We start from the raw sequence: 22,444 nt of genomic DNA, 5'->3' as shown, positions 1-22,444 counted from the left end.
TGATATGTTGCAAGTCAGTGTTTATCGCTACAACCCGGGAAAAGATGCAGCGCCGTTTATGCAAGACTTCCAGGTCGATACCGGCGGCAAGGATGTAATGGTCCTCGACGTGCTGGCTTTGATCAAAGAGCAGGATCAAGGCTTTTCTTACCGTCGTTCCTGCCGTGAGGGTGTTTGTGGCTCCGACGGCATGAACATCAACGGCAAGAATGGTCTGGCGTGCATCACGCCGCTTTCGGTTGCCGGCCTTAAAGGTGGCAAGCTTGTGATCCGGCCGCTGCCTGGCTTACCAGTCATTCGTGACCTGGTTGTTGATATGAGCATCTTCTACAAGCAGTACGAGAAGGTGCAGCCATATTTGCAGAACGACACGCCTGCTCCGGCCATCGAGCGTCTGCAGTCGCCGGAAGAGCGTGAGAAGTTGGATGGTCTGTACGAGTGCATTCTGTGCGCGTGCTGCTCTACCAGCTGCCCGTCGTTCTGGTGGAACCCTGACAAGTTCCTCGGCCCAGCTGCACTGCTGCAGGCTTATCGTTTCCTGGCTGATAGCCGTGATACTCAGACCGAACAGCGTCTGGCGTCGTTGGATGATCCGTTCAGCGTGTTCCGTTGCCGCGGCATCATGAACTGCGTGAACGTCTGCCCTAAGGGTCTTAACCCGACCAAGGCAATCGGCCACGTACGTAACATGTTGCTGCAAAGCGGTACCTGATTCACGGTTGTTTGCTAGACCTGTAACACCTGCGGCGCTGCTTTCAACCCAGCGCCGTAGTTTTAGCCAGGGCTGCTGCTCACAAAGCGGTGGCCCTAATTTGAAAAATATGACGACCAGCAGGGGCATCCGGGCTGGTGCCCGGACTATCTGCGGGATCCGTAGTGGCTTACCAGTCGCTGCTTCAGGACTGACAGCCATGCGGTTTCTTCGCCGGTGGTGTCCCCTTACCGAGGGTGACCAAGCATGCAAGAAAGCGTGATGCAGCGCATGTGGGACAGTGCCCACCTATCCGGTGGTAACGCTGCCTATGTGGAAGAGCTCTATGAGCTTTACCTGCACGATCCCAACGCTGTGCCAGAAGAGTGGCGCACTTACTTCCAGAAGTTGCCGACTGACGGCAGCGCCGCCACAGACGTATCGCATTCAACGATTCGCGATCATTTCGTCCTGCTCGCCAAAAACCAGCGCCGCGCCCAACCGGTGTCTGCTGGTAGCGTCAGCAGTGAGCACGAAAAGAAGCAAGTCGAAGTGCTGCGCCTGATTCAGGCTTATCGCATGCGCGGCCATCAGGCTGCCCAGCTCGATCCGCTTGGCCTCTGGAAGCGTCCTGTCCCGGCTGATCTGGCAATCAATCACTATGGTCTGACCGATGCCGATCTGGACACCACCTTCCGTACCGGTGGGCTGTTCATTGGCAAGGAAGAGGCTACTCTGCGCGAAATTCGCGATGCGTTGCAGCAGACATATTGCCGCACCATTGGCGCTGAGTTCACCCATATCGTTGATTCCGAGCAGCGCAGCTGGTTCCAGCAGCGCCTGGAAAGCGTGCGCGGTCGTCCACAATTCTCGGTTGACGTGCAGAGCCACCTGCTTGAGCGTCTGACCGCAGCCGAAGGCTTGGAAAAGTACCTGGGCACCAAATACCCCGGCACCAAGCGTTTCGGTCTGGAAGGCGGCGAGAGCCTGATTCCGCTGCTCGATGAAGTGATCCAGCGTTCCGGCTCCTACGGCACCAAGGAAATCGTTATCGGCATGGCCCACCGTGGCCGTCTTAACGTGCTGGTCAACACCTTCGGCAAGAACCCACGCGACTTGTTCGACGAGTTCGAAGGCAAGAAAACCGAAGGCTTGTCGTCCGGTGACGTGAAATACCACCAGGGTTTCTCCTCCAACGTGATGACCGCTGGCGGCGAAGTGCACCTGGCGATGGCGTTCAACCCGTCTCACCTGGAGATCGTTTCCCCAGTGGTCGAAGGTTCGGTACGTGCCCGTCAGGACCGTCGTAACGACGCGATTGGCGAGAAAGTACTGCCGGTTTCCCTGCACGGTGACGCAGCATTTGCCGGTCAGGGTGTGGTCATGGAAACCTTCCAGATGTCGCAGACTCGCGGCTTCAAGACGGGCGGTACCATCCACATCGTGATCAACAACCAGGTCGGCTTTACCATCAGCAACCCGCTGGACTCGCGTTCCACTGAGTACTGCACAGACGTTGCCAAGATGATTCAGGCGCCGATCCTGCACGTTAATGGCGATGATCCGGAAGCGGTGCTGTTCGTGACCCAGCTGGCTGTCGATTACCGCATGCAGTACAAGCGTGACGTGGTCATCGACTTGGTCTGCTACCGCCGTCGCGGCCACAACGAGGCCGACGAGCCGAGCGGCACCCAGCCGATCATGTATCAGCAAATCACCAAGCAGCGCACCACCCGTGAGCTGTATGCCGAAGTGCTGACCGCTGCGGCGCGTCAGTCGGCAGATGAGGTGCAGGCCAAGATCGACGAGTACCGTACCGCGCTGGATAACGGTCAGCATGTGGTCAAAAGCCTGGTCAAAGAGCCGAACAAGGAACTCTTCGTCGATTGGCGTCCGTACCTGGGCCATGCCTGGACCGCGCGTCACGACACGCGTTTCGAGCTGAAAACCCTGCAGGAGCTGTCCAACAAGCTGCTGGAAATTCCGGAAGGCTTCGTCGTGCAGCGCCAGGTCGCGAAAATTCTCGAAGACCGCCAGAAGATGAGTGCAGGTGCACTGCCGATCAACTGGGGCTACGCCGAAACCATGGCCTACGCCACCCTGTTGTTCGAAGGCCACCCAATCCGTATGACCGGCCAGGACATCGGCCGCGGTACCTTCTCGCACCGTCACGCGGTGCTGCACAACCAGAAGGATGCCGGCACTCATCTGCCGCTGCAAAACCTCTACCAGGGTCAGCCGCGTTTCGACCTGTACGACTCTTTCCTCTCGGAAGAAGCCGTGCTGGCCTTCGAATACGGCTATGCCACCACCCAGCCGCAGTCGCTGGTGATCTGGGAAGCGCAGTTCGGCGACTTCGCCAACGGTGCTCAGGTAGTGTTCGACCAGTTCATTTCCAGTGGCGAGCACAAGTGGGGCCGTCTGTGCGGTCTGACCATGCTGCTGCCGCACGGTTATGAAGGGCAGGGGCCTGAGCACAGCTCGGCGCGTCTGGAGCGTTATCTGCAGCTGTGCGCCGAGCACAACATGCAGGTTGCCGTACCGACCACCCCGTCGCAAATCTACCACTTGCTGCGTCGTCAGGTGATTCGCCCGTTGCGCAAGCCATTGGTCGTATTGACGCCGAAGTCGCTGCTGCGCCACAAATTGGCCATCTCGACTTTGGAAGATCTGGCCGAAGGCTCGTTCCAGACCGTGATTCCGGAGATCGATGCAATCGATCCGAAGAAAGTCGAGCGTCTGATTCTGTGCAGCGGCAAGGTTTACTACGACTTGCTGGAGAAGCGCCGCAACGAAGGCCGCGAAGACATCGCCATCGTGCGTATCGAGCAGCTCTATCCGTTCCCGGAAGATGATCTGGCCGAGGCAATTGCTCCGTACAAGAACCTCAAGCACATCGTCTGGTGTCAGGAAGAGCCGATGAACCAGGGTGCCTGGTACTGCAGCCAGCATCACATGCGTCGCGTGGCGACAGCGCACAAGAAAGCGCTGTTCCTCGAGTACGCCGGTCGTGATGCGTCTGCTGCACCTGCCTGTGGTTATGCATCGATGCACGCCGAACAGCAGGAAAAACTCCTGCAAGACGCCTTTACTGTTTAACGCCTTCGCGCAACAGGCGGCCAACTGGGTCGCCTGCTAGAAGAAACCGAATTTAAGGAACCACACACAATGGCTATCGAGATCAAAGCCCCTACTTTCCCGGAATCGGTTGCCGACGGCACCGTGGCCACTTGGCACAAGAAGCCGGGCGATGCGGTCAAGCGCGACGAGCTGATCGTTGACATCGAAACCGACAAGGTAGTGATCGAAGTGCTGGCCGAGGCCGACGGCGTCCTCGCGCAGATCATCAAGAATGAAGGCGACACCGTTCTGTCCAACGAACTGCTCGGTACCCTGGGCGAGGGCGGCGCGGCTGCTCCTGCACCGGCTGTTGCCGCTCAGGCTGCTGCACCTGCTGCCGCTGCACCTGCCGCTGCTGCGGGCGACGATCAGATCCTGTCCCCAGCTGCGCGCAAGATTGCCGAAGAAAATGGTATCGATCCGAACAGCATCGCCGGCACCGGTAAAGGCGGTCGTGTCACCAAGGAAGACGTGGTGGCTGCCGTTGACGCGAAGAAGAACGCGCCTGCTGCTGCACCTGCCGCCAAGCCAGCCGCGCCAGCCGCTGCCGCTCCGGTATTCGCCACCGGCGACCGCACCGAGAAGCGTGTACCGATGACCCGCCTGCGCGCCAAGATCGCCGAGCGTCTGGTCGAGGCTCAGTCCTCCATGGCCATGCTGACCACCTTCAACGAAGTCGACATGACCGAAGTCATGGCGCTGCGTTCGAAGTACAAAGACCTGTTCGAGAAGAGCCACAACGGCGTGCGCCTGGGCTTTATGTCGTTCTTCGTCAAGGCTGCCACTGAAGCGCTGAAGCGTTTCCCAGCAGTCAACGCCTCGATCGATGGGACAGACATCGTTTACCACGGCTACGCCGACATCGGCGTTGCCGTGTCCAGCGACCGTGGTCTGGTTGTTCCTGTGCTGCGTAACGCCGAGCTGATGAGCCTGGCTGAAATCGAGAACGGCATTGCCACCTTTGGCAAGAAAGCCAAAGACGGCAAGCTATCGATCGAAGAAATGACTGGCGGCACCTTCACCATCACTAACGGCGGCACCTTCGGTTCGATGATGTCGACGCCGATCGTCAACCCGCCGCAAGCCGCGATTCTGGGTATGCACAACATTATCCAGCGTCCGATGGCCGTGAATGGCCAGGTGGTAATCCGTCCAATGATGTACCTGGCGTTGTCCTACGATCACCGCCTGATTGATGGTAAGGAAGCCGTGACCTTCCTGGTGACCATCAAGAACTTGCTGGAAGACCCGGCGCGTCTGCTGCTGGACATCTAAAAGCCAGTTTCTCCCTCGGCGGCTCTCTAACCAGGGCCGTCCGGTTTATTCGAGAAGGAATACGTTATGACCCAGAAATTCGACGTGGTAGTCATCGGTGCCGGCCCTGGCGGCTATGTAGCGGCCATCAAAGCAGCGCAGCTCGGCTTGAAGACTGCCTGCATCGAGAAGTACCAGGATAAAGAGGGCAAGGTTGCGCTAGGTGGTACGTGCCTGAACGTCGGTTGCATTCCGTCCAAGGCGCTGCTGGACAGCTCCTGGAAATACTATGAGGCGAAGGATCACTTCGCAATTCACGGTATTGAAGCCAAGGGCGTGACCATCGACGTGCCTGCGATGATCGGTCGCAAGGCCAATATTGTGAAAAACCTCACCGGCGGCGTTGCCACGCTGTTCAAAGCCAATGGCGTGACCCTGCTCGAAGGTCACGGGAAGCTGCTGGCGAACAAGCAGGTTGAAGTCACTGGCTCCGACGGCAAGACGCAGATCGTCGAAGCAGAGAACGTGATTCTGGCCTCCGGCTCCAAGCCGATCGACATCCCGCCAGCTCCGGTTGATCAGGACGTGATCGTTGATTCCACTGGCGCCCTGGAATTCCAGAGCGTGCCGAAGAAGCTGGGCGTGATCGGCGCTGGCGTAATCGGCTTGGAACTGGGTTCGGTGTGGGCGCGTCTGGGCGCTGAAGTGACCGTGCTGGAAGCACTGGACAAGTTCCTCCCGGCTGCCGATGAGCAGATCGCCAAGGAAGCGCTGAAAACCTTCACCAAGCAAGGCCTGAGCATCCGTCTGGGCGCTCGCGTTACTGGGTCGGAAGTGAAGAAGAAGCAGGTCACTGTCAACTTCACCGACGCCGAAGGCGAGCAGAAGATCGTATTCGACAAGCTGATCGTTGCTGTTGGTCGTCGTCCGGTGACTACCGACCTGTTGGCTGCCGACAGCGGCGTTGACATGGACGAGCGTGGTTTCATCTTCGTTGACGACCAGTGCGCCACCAGCGTACCGGGTGTTTACGCCATTGGTGACGTGGTACGCGGCGCGATGCTGGCCCACAAAGCCTCGGAAGAGGGCATCATGGTTGCCGAGCGCATCGCCGGCCACAAAGCCCAGATGAACTACGACCTGATCCCGTCGGTTATCTACACCCACCCGGAAATCGCATGGGTTGGTAAAACCGAGCAGCAGCTGAAGACCGAAGGCGTTGCCGTTAACGTCGGCACCTTCCCGTTCGCTGCCAGCGGTCGCGCCATGGCGGCCAACGACACCGGCGGTATGGTCAAGGTGATCGCCGATGCCAACACCGACCGCGTTCTGGGTGTACACGTGATTGGCCCAAGCGCTGCCGAACTGGTTCAGCAGGGTGCAATTGGTATGGAATTCGGCACCAGCGCCGAGGATCTGGGGATGATGGTGTTCTCCCATCCGACGCTGTCCGAAGCGCTGCATGAAGCTGCTCTGGCAGTGAATGGCCACGCCATCCACATCGCCAATCGCAAGAAGCGTTAAGTCGTTGTTTGTTTGAGCGGATGCCTTCACCGGCGTTGTGTAGCGGTGAAGGTGCAGCTCAACAGGAAGAACCACGGCCGACTGCCCGTGTAGACCTCAGGTTCTGCGCGGAACGTTAGCCGGATTGCTCCAGAAGCAGTCACAGGTGGTGCGGCATCACAAGTGCAGCACCGTATGCGCAATACCTAAACGAAGACGGTAGACAAGCATGAATCTCCACGAGTATCAGGGTAAGCAGCTGTTCGCTGAATACGGCCTGCCCGTATCCAAGGGCTTCGCGGTAGACACCCCGGAAGAAGCCGCAGCAGCCTGCGAAAAAATCGGTGGCACCGAGTGGGTCGTCAAGGCTCAAGTCCACGCTGGTGGCCGCGGTAAAGCGGGCGGCGTGAAGCTGGTTAAGAACAAAGAAGACGCCAAAGCCTTCGCCGCCAACTGGCTGGGCAAGCGTCTGGTGACTTACCAGACAGATGCCAACGGTCAGCCAGTGACCAAGATCCTGGTCGAGTCCTGCACCGACATCGCCAAGGAACTCTACCTGGGCGCGGTCGTTGACCGTTCCAGCCGTCGCATCGTGTTCATGGCTTCCACCGAAGGTGGCGTGGACATCGAGAAAGTAGCCCACGATACCCCTGAGAAGATCCTCAAGGCGACCATCGACCCGCTGGTCGGCGCTCAGCCGTTCCAGGGCCGCGAGCTGGCATTCCAGCTGGGCCTGGAAGGTGATCAGATCAAGCAGTTCACTCAGATCTTCGTTGGCCTGGCCAAGCTGTTCCAGGACTATGACCTGGCTCTGCTGGAAGTGAACCCGCTGGTGATCAAGGCTGACGGCAATCTGCATTGCCTCGACGCCAAGATCAACATCGACAGCAACGCCATGTACCGTCAGCCGAAGCTGCGCGCCATGCACGATCCGTCCCAGGACGATCCGCGTGAAGCCCACGCTGCCAAGTTCGAACTGAACTACGTAGCGCTGGAAGGCAACATCGGTTGCATGGTCAACGGTGCTGGCCTGGCCATGGGCACCATGGACATCGTCAACCTGCACGGCGGCAAGCCAGCCAACTTCCTCGACGTAGGTGGCGGCGCAACCAAAGAGCGCGTGACCGAAGCCTTCAAGATCATCCTGTCCGACAGCAACGTTGCTGCCGTACTGGTAAACATCTTCGGCGGTATTGTTCGTTGCGACATGATTGCCGAAGGCATCATCGGCGCAGTGAAAGAAGTCGGCGTGAAAATCCCGGTTGTCGTCCGTCTGGAAGGCAACAACGCTGAGCTGGGCGCTAAAGTCCTGGCAGAAAGCGGCCTGAACATCATCGCGGCAACCAGCCTGACCGACGCTGCTCAGCAAGTCGTCAAAGCTGCGGAGGGCAAGTAATGAGCGTCCTGATCAATAAAGACACCAAAGTTATCTGCCAGGGCTTCACCGGCTCGCAGGGTACTTTCCACTCCGAACAAGCCATCGCCTACGGCACCAAGATGGTTGGCGGCGTGACTCCGGGCAAAGGCGGCACCACTCACCTGAATCTGCCGGTGTTCAACACCGTGCGTGAAGCAGTTGAACAAACTGGCGCCACCGCCAGCGTGATCTACGTTCCGGCTCCGTTCTGCAAGGACTCGATCCTTGAAGCGGCCATGGGCGGCATCAAGCTGATCGTCTGCATCACCGAAGGTATCGCGACCATCGACATGCTCGAAGCCAAGGTCAAGTGTGACGAGCTGGGCGTGGTCCTGATCGGCCCGAACTGCCCAGGCGTGATCACTCCGGGCGAGTGCAAAATCGGCATCATGCCGGGCCACATCCACTTGCCAGGTAAAGTAGGCATCGTGTCGCGTTCCGGCACCCTGACTTACGAAGCTGTTAAGCAGACCACTGACGCCGGTTTCGGTCAGTCCACTTGCGTTGGCATCGGTGGTGACCCGATCCCAGGCTCCAACTTCATCGACATCCTGAAGCTGTTCCAGGAAGACCCGAAGACCGAAGCGATCGTGATGATCGGTGAGATCGGCGGTTCGGCTGAAGAAGAAGCTGCTGCTTACATCAAGGCCAACGTGACCAAGCCAGTAGTGTCCTACATCGCTGGTGTAACCGCTCCGGCGGGCAAGCGTATGGGCCACGCCGGCGCAATCATCTCCGGCGGCAAGGGTACTGCAGACGAGAAGTTCGCAGCCCTGCAAGACGCTGGTGTGAAAACCGTGCGTTCCCTGGCTGACATCGGCAAGGCCCTGGCCGAGCTGACCGGTTGGGAAGTGAAAAAAGCCTAAGGCTTTTTGATCTGAGAAAAGGCCACCTTTGGGTGGTCTTTTTTATTGCGGCCAGGGATGAACTGTTGCCGATGCGACAGCTTTTTTCACCAGTCCGACAGCCTGACCTGTGCCAGTGCCGCTGGCGTGCCAATTTCGTTAGGCTTGCAACGATTAGCGCCTGCTCCGCCACAAGCGGCTCAGGGTGCTGCAGTGGCCCCGCTTAACCGGCTGGGTGACGTTTCCCCCGATCCATCGGGAAACCCTCGGAACTTTTAACCTTCTGCCTGTGGTATTCCCTTCTATGACTCGTTTGAAAGGCTCGGATCTCCTGGCCCTCGGTTTTATGACGTTTGCGCTGTTCCTGGGCGCCGGCAACATCATCTTTCCGCCCAGCGCCGGTATGGCGGCGGGCGAGAACATCGGCCTGGCAGCGCTGGGCTTTCTACTCACTGGTGTCGGCTTGCCGCTGCTGACCATCGTTGCCTTGGCGCGCGTCGGTGGTGGTATGGCGCTGCTCACCGCGCCGCTAGGCAAGCGTGCAGGCATAATGTTTGCGGTCGCTGTGTACCTGGCCATTGGCCCGTTATTCGCTACGCCGCGCACTGCGGTGGTGTCGTTCGAGATGGGCGTCGCGCCGTTCAGCGGCAATAGCAGCACGGCGCTGTTGCTCTACACCCTAGCCTACTTTGCTGCGGTGCTGTTCCTGTCTCTCAATCCGGGGCAACTGGTGGATCGCATCGGCAAGTACATCACCCCGGTGCTGCTGGCGGCGCTGCTGGTATTGGGCGGCGCTGCGCTGCTGATCCCGGCGGGGGAGATCGGCCAGGTATCGCCTGATTACCAGAGCACGCCCTTTGTGCAGGGTTTCCTGCAGGGTTACCTGACCATGGATACTCTCGGCGCACTGGTATTCGGCATCGTGATTGCCACCGCGATTCGCGACCATGGCGTGACCGACGGCAAGCTGATTACCCGCTACTCGGTGATTGCCGGCCTGATCGCTGCAGTGGGCCTGTCGCTTGTCTATCTGGCGCTGTTCTACCTCGGTGCGACTAGCCAGGGCATTGCCGGTGAAGCGCAGAATGGCGTGCAGATTCTTACCGCCTATGTGCAGCACACCTTCGGTACTGCAGGCAGCTTGCTGCTGGCCGTAGTGATTACCCTGGCCTGCCTGACCACAGCTGTGGGTTTACTGACGGCGTGTGGCGAGTTCTTCAGCGGCCTGTTGCCGGTTTCCTATCGCACGGTGGTGATCGCGTTTGGCGTGTTCAGCCTGCTGGTGGCTAATCAGGGCTTGACCCAGCTGATCAGCTTCTCGATTCCGGTACTGGTCGGCTTGTACCCGCTGGCCATCGTGCTGGTGGCGCTGAGTCTGCTGGATGATCTGTGGTGTTCACCGGCGCGGGTGTTCCGTCCGGTGATGGCGGTCACCTTGGTGTTTGGCCTGGTTGACGGGATTGCCGCAGCCGGCGGCAAGGCGCTGATCCCGAACTTCTTCAGCCAACTGCCTTTGGCGGACCAGAGCCTCGGCTGGCTGTTGCCGGTGCTGCTGACCCTGGTCCTGGCTTTTGTGGTGGATCGCGCGCTAGGTGCGCCGAAGACCGCCGCAGCCTAAGTTCTGTTGGTTACAAAAGGCCGCTCACTGAGCGGCCTTTTTGTTGGCCAGCTGAAAGCCAGGCCTGTCTATAATCGGCGCAGGTTAACAAGGAGTTTGCATGCCAATCAGTGACTACTACCTACCGCACCTGCTTGCCGTTCTCTGGTTCGTCGTCTGCTGGGCCGGTTACACCCGCTATGCCCAGGCCAAGGGTCGTACCACGCCATGCCTGGCCAGCGTGCTGCACCTGTACCGCGAAGACTGGATGCGCCGCATGCTGCTACGCGATAACCGCATCGCCGATGCCAACGTGATCGGCAACCTGGAGCGTAACGCCTCGTTCTTCGCCTCCAGTACGCTGATCATCCTCGCCGGTATTCTGACCGTGCTCGGCGCCTCTGATCGCGCAGTATCGCTGCTGGCCGATCTGCCGTTTGTCCAGGCCGCCAGCCGCGAGCTGTCCGAAGTCAAACTGCTGTGCTTGGGGGTGGTGTTCGTCTACGCCTTCTTTACCTTCAGCTGGTGCATGCGCCAGTACAACTTCGCCGCCGTACTGGTGGGTTCTGCGCCGATGGTGGGGGAGCGACATGTCACTGAGCAGGAGCGCAAAGCCTTCGCCGAACGCACCGCGCGGGTGATCTCGATGGCCGCCAACCAGTTCAACCAGGGGTTGCGTGCCTATTACTTCGGTATGGCAACCCTGGCCTGGTTTATCAACCCATGGTTTTTCATGCTGGTCAGCGCAGGTGTGGTATTGGTGTTGTACCGCCGCGAGTTTCACTCCGATGTGCTGGAAGTGATGGTCTACACCCAGACCCCGGCATTCGAATCGCCCAAGGAGAAAAGCGAATGAGCATTCCATTCTGGTGCATTTTTATCAGCGCATTACTGATCTTTATTGCCAAGGCCCCGGTGGCCAAGGCCATGGCGAAGGAGGGTGACGGTCATTACGACAACCACCATCCGCGCGCCCAGCAAGCGCGTCTGACCGGTTTTGGCGCGCGTGCTTTGGCGGCGCACTTGAATAGCTTCGAGGCGTTTCCGCTGTTTGCCGTCGGCGTGCTGATGGCCCATGTGACCAATAACCACGGCGTTCTGGTGGATGTCTTGGCGGTGATCTTCGTTGTAGCGCGGGTGCTTTATCTGCTCTTCTACTGGGCCGACCTGCACTGGCAGCGCAGTCTGGTCTGGGTGGTTGGGCTGCTGTGCAGCCTGCTGCTCATGCTTACCCCAGCGCTTTGATTGCGCCATAAACAAACAAGCCCGCATTAAGCGGGCTTGTTTGTTTCAGCTGGAAGGCTTATTGGCCGTCAACAGTATCTTTGACTTCATCGCCAGCATCTTCGATAGCGTCAGCTGCATCATTGGCAGCGTCTTCGATTTTCTCGCCAGTGGTTGGCTCGGTGCCCATCACTTCATCAGCTTTCTGCTCAATGGCTTCGCCGGTTTCTTCAACTGCATCACCCATGGATTCAATGGCTTCAGCAGCGGACTCCTTGGCTGACTCTACTTTGTCTTCCGGGGTTTTCTCGCAAGCTGCCAGGCCGAGCATGGCGGCGAGAAGCAGGGCATAGGTGAATGGCTTTTGCACGGTTAGTACTCCTTGTAGTGTAGAAATCAATGCCGGGTGGCCCGGGCATAGCCATTAAACAACGCAGTTTCGCCGAAGTTCCCTATTAATTTAATGGCAGTTCTCGTCAGCAGGTCGGCTCCGTGGTGCCGGGCCTGGTGTCTGCGAGTATCATGCTCACCCTTTGTACAGTTGTCCTGAGTCTGAAGTCATGAGCGATTCTCCTATTGTTGCGCGGGCGCAGCGTTTTCTATCGGTCCTGCGTCATTGCCAGGTGCTCGGCATCAGTGTGCACAGCGCTGATGCACAGGGGCTGATCCTGCGTTTGCCTTATAGTCCTCAGATCGTTGGTAACCCGGAAACCGGAGTGATCCACGGTGGTGCCATCACCACGCTGATGGATACCACCTGCGGTATTTCCACTGTGTGTGTGCTGCCAGAGTTCGAAATCTGCCCAACCCTCGACCTGCGCATTGATTACATGCGCCCGGCTGAGCCGAACAAAGATGTATTTGGTTTCGCTGAATGTTACCGAGTAACTGAGAACATCATCTTCACCCGCGGCTATGCCTATCAGGACAATCCCGATGAGCCGATAGCCCATGTGGTTGGCGCCTTCATGCGCATGGGTAAACCTGCTGATCTGCAACGCACTGCCAAGGGTGCTGGCCAATGAGCACGCTGAATCTCAACCAGCTGGTGCGCGAAGCCCACGAGCAGAATAACTACGATTCACTGATCAGCTTGATTCCCTACGCCAAATTGCTTGGCATCGAGTGTCTGCGCCTGGGTGATGACATGGTGTTTCGCCTGCCGGCCAACCAGGACAATATCGGTAATCCGACCTTGCCCGCATTGCATGGCGGGGTGATCGCCGGTTTTATGGAGCATTCGGCAATGCTTCATCTGCTGATGTTTATGGGTATTCCACATTTGCCGAAAATCATCGACTTCTCGATAGATTACCTTCGTGCCGGCCATTATCGTGACACCTTCGTGCAATGCCAGGTTTGGCGCCAGGGTCGCCGGGTCGCCAACGTGGCCATCACCGCGTGGCAAACCAATCAGACCGAGCCGATTGCTACGGCGCGGGCGCACTTTAAGGTCGATGAACCTTGAGGGATGCCGGCCAGGCGGATAACCCCTCGTTTAACCATCGCTAAGGATTACTGAATGGATGCGCTGCTGATTCTGGGTGGCTTGCTGCTGATACTCGCCGGGTTGGTCTGGCTGGTGATGCGCGCCTTTGCTACCGGCCTGCTGTGGGGCTGGGCCAGTTTCCTGCCACCGTTCACCTTGCTGTATGTGTTGCGCCATTGGCGTTCGGCGCAGCCAGCGCTGGCCTTGGCTAGTTTGGGGATTATTCCGCTGGTGGTCGGCCTGACCTTGCTGGCCAGCCATGATGCGCAACGTCTGGAAGCCATCTTCAGCCTCAAGTGGCTTGAGCCTGAAGTGCAAGCACCCGCCGAATTAGCGATTGTGCTAAGTGGCCAGTTGAATGGCCGCCCCTTTTCGCCGCAACAGGCTGAGCTGATTGATGGCGTGTTGAGTTTGCGTGAGGGGCAGGATTTCTTTGCCCAAAGCGAACTGGTAATTCGTCTACCCAGCGTCGCTTCGGGCCCGGTGCGGTTCGATGTGTTGCCGGCCGATGAAGGCATACTGCCGGAAGTGGAAATCAGCTGGTTATTGCCTGAGCAGGAGTTGCCCGAAGCGCGGCGCTTGAGCCGAGGCTACACCTTGCACCTGGATTTGCAGCCGGTGCCGCCGAACAAGCTGGCCGGTGATTTCCATCTGGTACTGCCGCCGCAGTTCAAAACGACCCTGAGCGGCAAGCTTGAGCTGTTCCGCAATGGCCTGCGTTATCAGGGCGATAAAGTCGATCGCCAGTTCGACTCGGTGGATACCGTCAGCCATGTGATTCAGGACTACTTGGAGCGCCGCTTTGCCACTCGCCGGGTGGAATTGCTGCCAATCGGTAACCTGAACTTTCCACTGCAGAGGGTTGATCTGAACGTCCAGGCGCGGATCAACGGTGAGCTGCAGCAGTTGCCGATCCTGCTGCAGAAGCAGGATAAGCGTGGCTGGCAAGTCGCTGCCGATAGTTTTCCGCCGTTACCTAGCGCCGTTGCGTCGCCGGTTGCCGAGGCCAAACCGGTAGCAGTGGCGGCAGTCGTTCCGGAGCGCGTCAGTCGGCCTCTGGATCGGCGTGTACGTTTCAGCCTTGATGGCTTGCTGCGCAACCCCAACCGCTATGAAAACCTCAGCATGCGAGCCACCACTGAGCGCGGAAACAGTGCCGAAGGTCGCTTTCAGGGTATCGATCAGGACGGTCGGATCACTTTGCGCCAGCGCATGAGCGGGCAGGGTGAAGTCAGTTTCAGCCTGCAGCCGGAAGAGATTACCCGTATCGAGTTGCTTGAGCCCTGAGAACCTATTTACGATCTGCTGCGCGTCGGCCCTGCGGCGTTAAAAACAGCCTCAGAAGCCGCTTGCGGCTAACGCGCTTTAGCGCGACCCGAAGGGCGAGTGAAGCGAGTAATGCTCATGTACAACAGTACACTCGTGTGCGAGCCCAGTCCGCTTGATTCGCTGCGCTCACCCTGTGGGCCAGCCTACGGCTGTTACTGCGCTACGCTACGTTTCTTGCCGCTTTGACCAGCCGTAGGCTGTTACTAACGTAGCGCCTTGCAGGTCTCTAGCTCGCTAGATCCTAAACAGGTTCTGCAGCAAGCACTTGAAATCCCACAACATGCCCCCACCTGTATGACATCCGCCGCACTGCGGCTTCGTCAACAACGTGGAGTAAGAGAGCATGAGTGTGGAAACTCAAAAAGAAACCCTGGGCTTCCAGACCGAGGTGAAGCAACTGCTTCACCTGATGATCCATTCGCTGTATTCGAACAAGGAAATCTTCCTTCGTGAGCTGATTTCCAACGCATCGGATGCCACCGACAAGCTGCGTTTCGAAGCGCTAGCCAAGCCTGAGCTACTCGAAGGCGGCGCGGAGCTGAAAATTCGCGTCAGCTTCGACAAAGACGCCAAGACCGTTACCCTCGAAGACAACGGCATCGGCATGAGCCGTGAAGACGCGATCACTCACTTGGGCACCATCGCCAAGTCGGGCACCGCCGACTTTATGAAGAACCTATCCGGCGACCAGAAGAAAGACTCGCACCTGATCGGTCAGTTCGGTGTGGGCTTCTACTCGGCCTTTATCGTTGCCGACAAGGTTGAAGTGTTCAGTCGTCGCGCCGGTAGCCCGGCCAGCGAAGGTGTGCATTGGTCGAGCAAGGGCGAGGGCGAGTTCGAAGTTGCCACCGTTGAAAAAGCCGAGCGCGGTACCCGCATCGTGCTGCACCTGAAAGCGGCTGAAGACGAGTTCGCCGATGGCTGGCGTCTGCGCAATATCATCAAGAAGTACTCCGACCATATCGCCTTGCCGATCGAGCTGCCGAAGGAATTCCACGGCGAAGAGAAGGACAAGCCTGCCGAAGTTGAGTGGGAAACCGTCAACCGCGCCAGTGCCCTGTGGACCCGTCCACGTACCGAGATCAAGGACGAGGAATACCAGGAGTTCTACAAGCACATCGGCCACGATTTCGAGAACCCGCTGAGCTGGAGCCACAACAAGGTCGAAGGCAAGCTGGAATACACCTCGCTGCTTTACACCCCGGCGCGTGCACCATTCGATCTGTATCAGCGTGAAGCACCGCGTGGTCTGAAACTCTACGTGCAGCGCGTATTCGTCATGGACCAGGCCGAGTCGTTCCTGCCGCTGTACCTGCGCTTTATCAAGGGTGTGGTTGACTCCAACGACCTGTCGCTGAATGTCTCCCGTGAGATCCTGCAGAAAGATCCGATCATCGACTCGATGAAATCGGCGCTGACCAAGCGCGTGCTGGACATGCTGGAAAAGCTGGCGAAGAACGAGCCTGAGCACTACAAGAGCTTCTGGAAGAACTTCGGCCAGGTGCTCAAGGAAGGCCCGGCGGAAGACTTCGCTAACAAGGAGAAGATCGCCGGTCTGCTGCGTTTTGCCTCCACCCGCACCGAAGATGGCGAGCAGAGCGTTGGCCTGGGCGAGTACATCGCGCGCATGGCCGAAGGTCAGGACAAGGTCTACTACCTGACTGGCGAATCCTACGCTCAGGTGAAGAACAGCCCGCACCTGGAAGTGTTCCGCAAGAAAGGCATCGAAGTGCTGCTGCTCACCGACCGTATCGATGAGTGGCTGATGAGCTACCTGACCGAGTTCGACGGCAAGCAGTTTGTTGACGTGGCGCGCGGTGATCTGGACCTCGGCAAGCTGGATTCGGAAGAAGACAAGAAGGCCCAGGAAGAAGTTGCCAAGGCCAAAGAAGGCCTGGTCGAGCGTCTGAAAACTGCGCTGGGTGAGCAGGTTGCCGAAGTGCGCGTATCGCATCGCCTGACCGACTCGCCCGCCATCCTGGCTATTGGCGAGCAGGACCTGGGCTTGCAGATGCGCCAGATCCTTGAAGCCAGCGGGCAGAAGGTGCCGGACTCCAAGCCGATCTTCGAATTCAACCCAAGCCACCCGCTGATCGAGAAGCTCGATGGTGAGGCCGATGAAGATCGCTTTGCCGACCTCAGCCACATCCTCTTCGACCAAGCGGCATTGGCAGCAGGCGACAACCTGAAAGATCCAGCCGCTTATGTGCAGCGGTTGAACAAGCTACTGGTTGAACTCTCCGCCTAATCCAAGCGGATATAAAAAAGCCCGCCATTGGCGGGCTTTTTTGTCGGTGCTTGATTGACAGGCCGGGCAGGCTCGTTTGTGATGCTGTCACTGCGCCAGTGGTGTGTGCGCATCCAATGCAGTCTGGGGTGATATGTCGTTTTTTGATCAGTTGTTTATCGTCAACGCCGACCCCAGTGTCCTGGTCCTCAGCAATCATGATCCGCTCTTAGTACTCATGTCGTTGTGCATTGCTGTGTTCACGTCGGGCATGGCTCTGCAACTGGCCGGCGTAGCCCGTGACAGTGATTCAGCCTGGTGGCGACAGGTCACGATCGCCACCGGTTCGCTGGCATTGGGAGCCGGTATTTGGGCAATGCATTTTATTGGCATGCTGGCATTCCAGCTGTGTGCCGAAGTACGTTTTGACCTGGGCGTAACCCTATTGTCGATGCTGCCAAGCCTGGGCGCATCCTGGGTTGCGCTGACCGTTCTGGCGCGGCGAAATCTGAGCGTGTTGCAGCTCTGCGTGGGCGGGTTATTAGTCGGGGCGGGCATCGGTGCGATGCATTACAGCGGCATGGCCGCGATGCAGATGGCGCCATTGCTGCGTTATGACCCCTGGATGTTTGCCCTGTCGATTCTGGTGGCGGTTGCCCTGGCGATTCTTGCCTTGTGGGTGCGTTTTGGTTTGGAGAATCGTCTGCCATCGCTCATAGCACTTTTGTTGAGTGCCTTGGTCATGGGGCTGGCCATCAGCGGCATGCATTACACCGGTATGGCGGCTGCCCGCTTTGTTGGAGTGGCAGAGTCGGCGCAGCCGTTTGCCATGGTCGATAGCCTGTACCTGGGCAGTGCGATTTCACTGATCACGGTCGCCCTGACCGTGTTCGTGGTAGCTGCCAATGCACTGCTGCGCTATCGCTACCTGAGCCAGCAACTGCGTGCCAACGAGCATCACCTGCGGTCGATCTTCGATACCGCGCTGGACTCCATTCTTACCATTGACCACACAGGCACGATCCGTTCGGTTAACCGCGCCGCCGCGCGTCTGTTTGGCTGGTCAGTGGATGAGCTGGTCGGCATGCCGATGGCCAGACTGCTTAACCCTGCCGAGGCCCGCATTTTTGAGCAGCACATACACACGTATGTGAAAACCGGTCAGGTCAGCCTTCCGAAAGCTGAGCAGCAGTTGCTGTGCGTTATTCGAAGCGGCCAGGAAAAACCGGTGCGCATCAGTATCGGGGTGACCCGTTCCGGCCAGCATCCCTTGTTCGTGGTGTTCGTCACGGACATCAGTGAGCGGATTGAAATGGAGCAGGCGTTGCGTGAGCGCGAGCAGCAGTATCGCTCGTTGATCAGCAACATTCCGGGTGTGTCATTTCGTTGCCTGCTCGATGCCGACTGGACCATGATTTTCATCAGCGATGCAGTGCAAGCTCTTACGGGCTGGAGCGCAGATGACTTCATCAGCAAGCGCAAGGCCATCGCTAGCCTGTACCACCCGGATGACCTGCAGCCGGTGGCCGATGAGGTCATGACCGCAATCGAGGAGCGGCGTAACTACACCGTTGAGTACCGTCTGTTTGATCGCAATGGTGAAGAGCACTGGATCTGGGAGAGTGGCAGCGCCGTGTTCGACGAACAGGGTATCCCGCGTTGGATTGACGGCGTACTGCTTGATCAAACTGAAACCAAGTTGCGTAACGCCGAGTACGAAGGCAAGGTCAACGCCATCAGCAAAGCCATGGCGCTGATTGAATTTGATCTGCAAGGCCATGTGCTGGCGATCAATGACAACGCCTTGGACCTGTTTGGCTACCAGCGTGAAGACGTGCTGGGCCAGCACCACAGCCTGTTCTGTGACCCTTTGTATGTCGACAGCGAGGATTACCGGCAATTCTGGGTCGACCTGGCCAAAGGTCTGTTCTCAGCCGGGGAGTACCGGCGCATTGGTAACGGCGGGCGTGAAGTCTGGATTCAGGCCACGTACAACCCCATTTTCAACACGGATGGCAAACCCTTCAAAGTGGTGAAACTGGCCACCGATTTGACGCCGCGCCGGCTCATGGAGCAGGAAACCCGCGCCGCTCGCGACCGTGCTGAAGCCGCTGCCGCTGCGCGCAGTAGCTTCCTGGCGAATATGAGCCATGAAATCCGCACACCGATGAATGCCATTATTGGCTTCACTGAGCTGCTGATTGGCACGCCATTGGCCGACGATCAACGCCGTCATCTACAGACTGTGCAGCAGGCTTCGCGCTCGTTACTCAGCTTGCTCAATGACATCCTTGATACCGCTAAGTTGGACCGGGGCGCGATTGAACTGGAAGACCTGGATTTTTCCTTGCGCGAACTGTGCGAACAGGTATGCGCCACGCAACGTCTGAGCGCAGAGAACAAAGGCCTTACCTTGCAGCTCGATTACCCAGCGCAGTTACTGGAGTTCTACCGGGGCGATGCCTTGCGCCTGCAGCAGGTGCTGACCAACCTGCTGGGAAATGCGGTGAAGTTCACCAGTGAAGGCCGAGTGTGCCTGCATGTGCAGGGTGAACCCGGCGCGATCCGCTTGATCGTCGAAGACAGCGGCATCGGCATTGCGGCTGACCGCCTTGAGAAGATTTTCGAGCCGTTTGCCCAAGCCGATGCGTCGATGAGTCGGCGGTTCGGCGGTACAGGCTTGGGCACCACCATCTCGCGCCAGCTGGTCGAGCTGATGGGCGGCCGTTTGCGGGTGGAAAGCACACTGGGTGAGGGCAGTCGTTTTATTGTCGAGTTGCCTCTGCGTGCGGGGCAACGGCTGGCTCCGCAGGTGCGTCAGTCGCTGCCACAACTGGCGGCATTGCACATTCTCGCCGCTGACGATGTGCCGCAAAATCTGGAATTGCTGCAGCTCAACTTGCAGCGGCTAGGGCATCAGGTGACCTGTGTGGCGGATGGCCAGGCCGCTGTTGAAGCGTTTACCCACGGCACCTTTGACCTGATTCTGATGGATGTGCAAATGCCGCTGGTCGATGGCCTGGAAGCATCCCGCCGTATTCGCGCGCTGGAAGCAGCCGGGCAGCGCGTGCCCCTGCCGATCATTGCCTTGACCGCCAGCGTGCTGGATCAGGATCGTCAGGCGGCGCTGGATGCCGGGATGAATGGTTTCGCCTCCAAACCACTCGACCTGCCCGGCCTGTTGGCCGAAATGGCCAGGCTGCTGGGCACTGCTCAGCAGGGCGGCGAACCACAACAGCCTGTTACGGCAAGTGGCGGCATGTTCGACTGGCAGCGCGGCGCCAGCCTGTGGGGCGGGCCGGTACAAATGAGCCAGGCGATTCAGCGTTTCCTCAGTGAGCAGGATGCACTGGTTGAACACCTTACCTGCATGCTGGAAAAGAATGACTGGGATACGGGGCGCAGCCTGGCGCATCGTTTCCGAGGGGCAGCCGGCAATCTGGCGCTGACCCACCTGGCGGGGCTTGGCCAAGCGATTGAGCAGGCGTTCAATCAGCGTGAAGGCTTGCATCTGCGCAGCTTGCTGCAGGAGCTATCCCGTGCCTTAGCGGCGGTGGCTGAGGCGCTGCCACAGGTGCCGAAGCCGCTTGAAAAGACCCAGACGGTTGATCGTGAGCAATTACGTGATGCACTGCTGCGTTTGCAGCAGGCGGTCAATCGTGGCGGCCTGGATGATCAGGCCCTGAGCTGCCTAACTGAAGGGCTGCAAGGTGTGCAGCAGAAAAAGGCCCTGGACCATATCCGCCAGGCGCTGGATGATTTTGACTTTGAGCTGGCGCAGCAATCGCTGACCGAACTGCTGCATCAGCTGCACGATGAGGACAGCCAGACACCATGATCACGCCAGCCGATGCTCGTCCGCTGCTCCTGTTGGTCGACGATGAAGCCACGAACCTACAAGTGCTGCGGCACATCCTGCAGGACGATTACCGCCTGCTGTTTGCCAAAGATGGTGCCAAGGCCCTGGAAATGGCTGAGCGTGAGCGGCCGAATCTGATCCTGTTGGATGTGATGATGCCGGGCATGACGGGCTATGAGGTGTGCCAGGCACTCAAAGCACAACCTGAGCTGGAGGCCATTCCGGTGATATTTGTCACCGCGCTGGTTGATGTTGAGGATGAAGCCCGCGGTTTTGCTGTAGGTGCCGTGGACTACATCACCAAGCCCGTCAGCCCGCCGATCGTGCGCGCACGCGTGCGCACGCATTTGTCGCTGGTGCGTATGGATGAGCTGCGCCAGACCCGCTTGCAGATTGTTCAGCGCCTCGGCATGGCCGCGGAGTACAAAGATAATGAGACCGGCTTGCATGTCATCCGCATGAGCCATTTCTCCAAGGTCCTCGCCTTGGCAGCGGGCTTTAGCGAGGCGGCTGCCGAGGAGCTGCTCAATGCGGCGCCCATGCACGATATCGGCAAAATCGGCATTCCTGATGCGGTGCTGCGCAAACCCGGCAAGCTCGATGAGCAGGAGTGGGCGGTGATGCGCCAGCATGTCGAAATTGGCGCGCGGATTATTGGCGAGCATTCCTCGGGCCTGCTGCGCACGGCACAGCGCATTGCCCTGACCCACCACGAAAAATGGGACGGCAGCGGTTACCCCAATGGCCTCAGCGGCGAGGAGATTCCGCTGGAAGGGCGCATCGTGGCGATAGCCGATGTGTTCGACGCCTTGACCAGCGTGCGGCCCTACAAGGCGGCCTGGACGGTTGAGGCCGCGGTCGGTTTGCTGCGTGAAGAGAGTGGCCGGCATTTCGACCCACAACTGGTCGAGCTGTTTATCCAGCAGCTGCCGGCGATTCTGGTTATCAAGGAGCGCTGGGCAGAGCAGGGCTGAGGCGGAAACAGACTGAAACCTTTGGGCATGCTGCCGGGGATTCCGGTGCTTGGTCATCCCGTGGCAGCGGTCTATGGTGAGCGCTGCGTTTAACTCGCCTGAGGAGCCTCGCCATGTCCACCAAGTCTCTGTTGCCCCTGCTGTGCGCCGGCATGATCGGTTTTGCTGAAGCTGCAGTGGTCGTCAAGCCCGTGCCCTATGAGATCGATGGCGAAGCCTTCGAAGGGTTGTTGATCTACGACGATACGGTCACCACGCCGCGTCCAGGCCTGCTGATGGTACCCAACTGGTTAGGCGTCACCGATGACTCGGCGAAGAAGGCCGCGCGTGCTGCCAGTAACAAATACGTGGTGTTTATGGCCGATATGTACGGTAAGGCGGTGCGTCCGACCAATGCCGACGAGGCCAAGGCTGCTGCGACGCGGGTACGCGGCGACCGACCACTGATGCGCAAACGTGCGCAAGCTGCTGTAGAGGTGCTCAAGGCACAAACTGCGCAGGTGGCGCTGGATGTCAGCAAACTGGGGGCGATCGGTTTCTGCTTCGGCGGCGGTACGGTGTTGGAGCTGGCGCGTTCCGGCGCTGATTTGAAAGGCTTTGTCTCGTTCCACGGCAACCTGGATACGCCCAACCCAAGTGATGCGCAGAACATCAAGGCACCGGTCCTGGTGCTGCATGGCGCAGATGACCCGGCAGTGCCGCAAGCGCAGGTCGATGGCTTTATTGCGGAAATGAAAGCGGCGAAAGTCGATTGGCAGTTAGTCAGCTACGGTGGCGCCGTGCATTCCTTTACCAATCCGGTGGCCAATGTGCCGGGGCGAAATGAGTACCACCCGGTAGTGGCCGCGCGAGCGTTCAAGGCCATGGATGATCTGTTTGCGGAAACTTTCGCCGAGTAAGGCGTGAGCGGGAAGG

The 22,444-nt window shown here is 58.7% G+C and carries 17 protein-coding genes; 16 read left to right on the top strand and 1 reads right to left on the bottom strand.

Features of this window, described 5'->3' with window-relative positions; translation table 11 throughout:
• Window positions 1-4 precede the first annotated feature (4 nt).
• The 9 genes from HCI85_RS11150 (at window position 5) to HCI85_RS11110 (ending at window position 11,672) form a co-directional block, all read left to right on the top strand.
• Window positions 5-712 carry a succinate dehydrogenase iron-sulfur subunit gene (locus tag HCI85_RS11150; RefSeq protein WP_167144759.1) on the top strand — a complete coding sequence of 236 codons (708 nt, stop codon included), beginning with the start codon at window positions 5-7 and terminating at the stop codon, window positions 710-712.
• Window positions 713-958: 246 nt separating this feature from the next.
• Entirely contained in the window at window positions 959-3,790 is a 2,832-nt protein-coding gene (locus tag HCI85_RS11145; RefSeq protein ID WP_167144758.1) for a 2-oxoglutarate dehydrogenase E1 component, read from the top strand.
• Window positions 3,791-3,859: 69 nt separating this feature from the next.
• A complete protein-coding gene (gene odhB, locus HCI85_RS11140; protein WP_167144757.1) occupies window positions 3,860-5,086 on the top strand; it encodes a 2-oxoglutarate dehydrogenase complex dihydrolipoyllysine-residue succinyltransferase in 1,227 nt (408 codons plus the stop codon).
• Window positions 5,087-5,152: 66 nt separating this feature from the next.
• The gene (lpdA, locus tag HCI85_RS11135) at window positions 5,153-6,589 is read left to right on the top strand and encodes a dihydrolipoyl dehydrogenase (protein ID WP_167144756.1); all 1,437 of its coding nucleotides are present in this window, start codon (window positions 5,153-5,155) and stop codon (window positions 6,587-6,589) included.
• A gap of 208 nt (window positions 6,590-6,797) precedes the next feature.
• Window positions 6,798-7,964 carry an ADP-forming succinate--CoA ligase subunit beta gene (gene sucC, locus HCI85_RS11130; protein ID WP_090253289.1) on the top strand — a complete coding sequence of 389 codons (1,167 nt, stop codon included), beginning with the start codon at window positions 6,798-6,800 and terminating at the stop codon, window positions 7,962-7,964.
• On the top strand, window positions 7,964-8,851 hold the full coding sequence (gene sucD, locus HCI85_RS11125) for a succinate--CoA ligase subunit alpha (protein ID WP_090242057.1): 888 nt from the start codon (window positions 7,964-7,966) through the stop codon (window positions 8,849-8,851). The genes sucC and sucD overlap by 1 nt, the downstream gene beginning before the upstream one ends.
• Before the next feature lie 283 nt (window positions 8,852-9,134).
• Window positions 9,135-10,448, top strand: a complete 1,314-nt coding sequence (gene brnQ / locus HCI85_RS11120; RefSeq protein ID WP_167144755.1) for a branched-chain amino acid transport system II carrier protein — start codon at window positions 9,135-9,137, stop codon at window positions 10,446-10,448.
• A gap of 100 nt (window positions 10,449-10,548) precedes the next feature.
• Window positions 10,549-11,283 carry a DUF599 domain-containing protein gene (locus tag HCI85_RS11115; protein WP_090253295.1) on the top strand — a complete coding sequence of 245 codons (735 nt, stop codon included), beginning with the start codon at window positions 10,549-10,551 and terminating at the stop codon, window positions 11,281-11,283.
• On the top strand, window positions 11,280-11,672 hold the full coding sequence (locus HCI85_RS11110; RefSeq protein ID WP_167144754.1) for an MAPEG family protein: 393 nt from the start codon (window positions 11,280-11,282) through the stop codon (window positions 11,670-11,672). The genes HCI85_RS11115 and HCI85_RS11110 overlap by 4 nt, the downstream gene beginning before the upstream one ends.
• Window positions 11,673-11,730: 58 nt before the next feature.
• On the opposite strand, the gene HCI85_RS11105 is transcribed toward HCI85_RS11110, so the two are convergent.
• On the bottom strand, window positions 11,731-12,021 hold the full coding sequence (locus HCI85_RS11105) for a hypothetical protein (protein ID WP_090253300.1): 291 nt from the start codon (window positions 12,019-12,021) through the stop codon (window positions 11,731-11,733).
• Window positions 12,022-12,211: 190 nt separating this feature from the next.
• Between HCI85_RS11105 and HCI85_RS11100 the strand changes: the two genes are divergently transcribed.
• The 7 genes from HCI85_RS11100 to HCI85_RS11070 all read left to right on the top strand — a co-directional run bounded on the left by HCI85_RS11100 (window position 12,212) and on the right by HCI85_RS11070 (window position 22,428).
• Window positions 12,212-12,676: a PaaI family thioesterase gene (locus HCI85_RS11100; RefSeq protein ID WP_090253302.1), complete on the top strand. Its 465-nt coding sequence runs from the start codon at window positions 12,212-12,214 to the stop codon at window positions 12,674-12,676.
• On the top strand, window positions 12,673-13,119 hold the full coding sequence (locus HCI85_RS11095; protein ID WP_090253305.1) for a PaaI family thioesterase: 447 nt from the start codon (window positions 12,673-12,675) through the stop codon (window positions 13,117-13,119). Before HCI85_RS11100 ends, HCI85_RS11095 begins: the two co-directional genes overlap by 4 nt.
• A 54-nt stretch (window positions 13,120-13,173) precedes the next feature.
• On the top strand, window positions 13,174-14,427 hold the full coding sequence (locus HCI85_RS11090; RefSeq protein WP_167144753.1) for an MFS transporter: 1,254 nt from the start codon (window positions 13,174-13,176) through the stop codon (window positions 14,425-14,427).
• Between the two features lie 385 nt (window positions 14,428-14,812).
• On the top strand, window positions 14,813-16,717 hold the full coding sequence (gene htpG / locus HCI85_RS11085) for a molecular chaperone HtpG (RefSeq protein WP_160087234.1): 1,905 nt from the start codon (window positions 14,813-14,815) through the stop codon (window positions 16,715-16,717).
• A 133-nt stretch (window positions 16,718-16,850) separates the two neighbouring features.
• Window positions 16,851-20,534, top strand: coding sequence for a PAS domain S-box protein (locus tag HCI85_RS11080; RefSeq protein ID WP_167144752.1), 3,684 nt, complete (start codon window positions 16,851-16,853; stop codon window positions 20,532-20,534).
• Window positions 20,531-21,529, top strand: coding sequence for a response regulator (locus tag HCI85_RS11075; RefSeq protein ID WP_167144751.1), 999 nt, complete (start codon window positions 20,531-20,533; stop codon window positions 21,527-21,529). Before HCI85_RS11080 ends, HCI85_RS11075 begins: the two co-directional genes overlap by 4 nt.
• 113 nt (window positions 21,530-21,642) lie before the next feature.
• The gene (locus HCI85_RS11070; RefSeq protein WP_167144750.1) at window positions 21,643-22,428 is read left to right on the top strand and encodes a dienelactone hydrolase family protein; all 786 of its coding nucleotides are present in this window, start codon (window positions 21,643-21,645) and stop codon (window positions 22,426-22,428) included.
• The last annotated feature ends 16 nt before the right edge of the window (window positions 22,429-22,444 follow it).

This window comes from Pseudomonas sp. OTU750018, assembly GCF_011636575.1.
GTDB classification, from domain to species: Bacteria; Pseudomonadota; Gammaproteobacteria; order Pseudomonadales; family Pseudomonadaceae; genus Aquipseudomonas; species Aquipseudomonas peli.
This window is presented reverse-complemented; position numbering and strand designations above follow the sequence as displayed.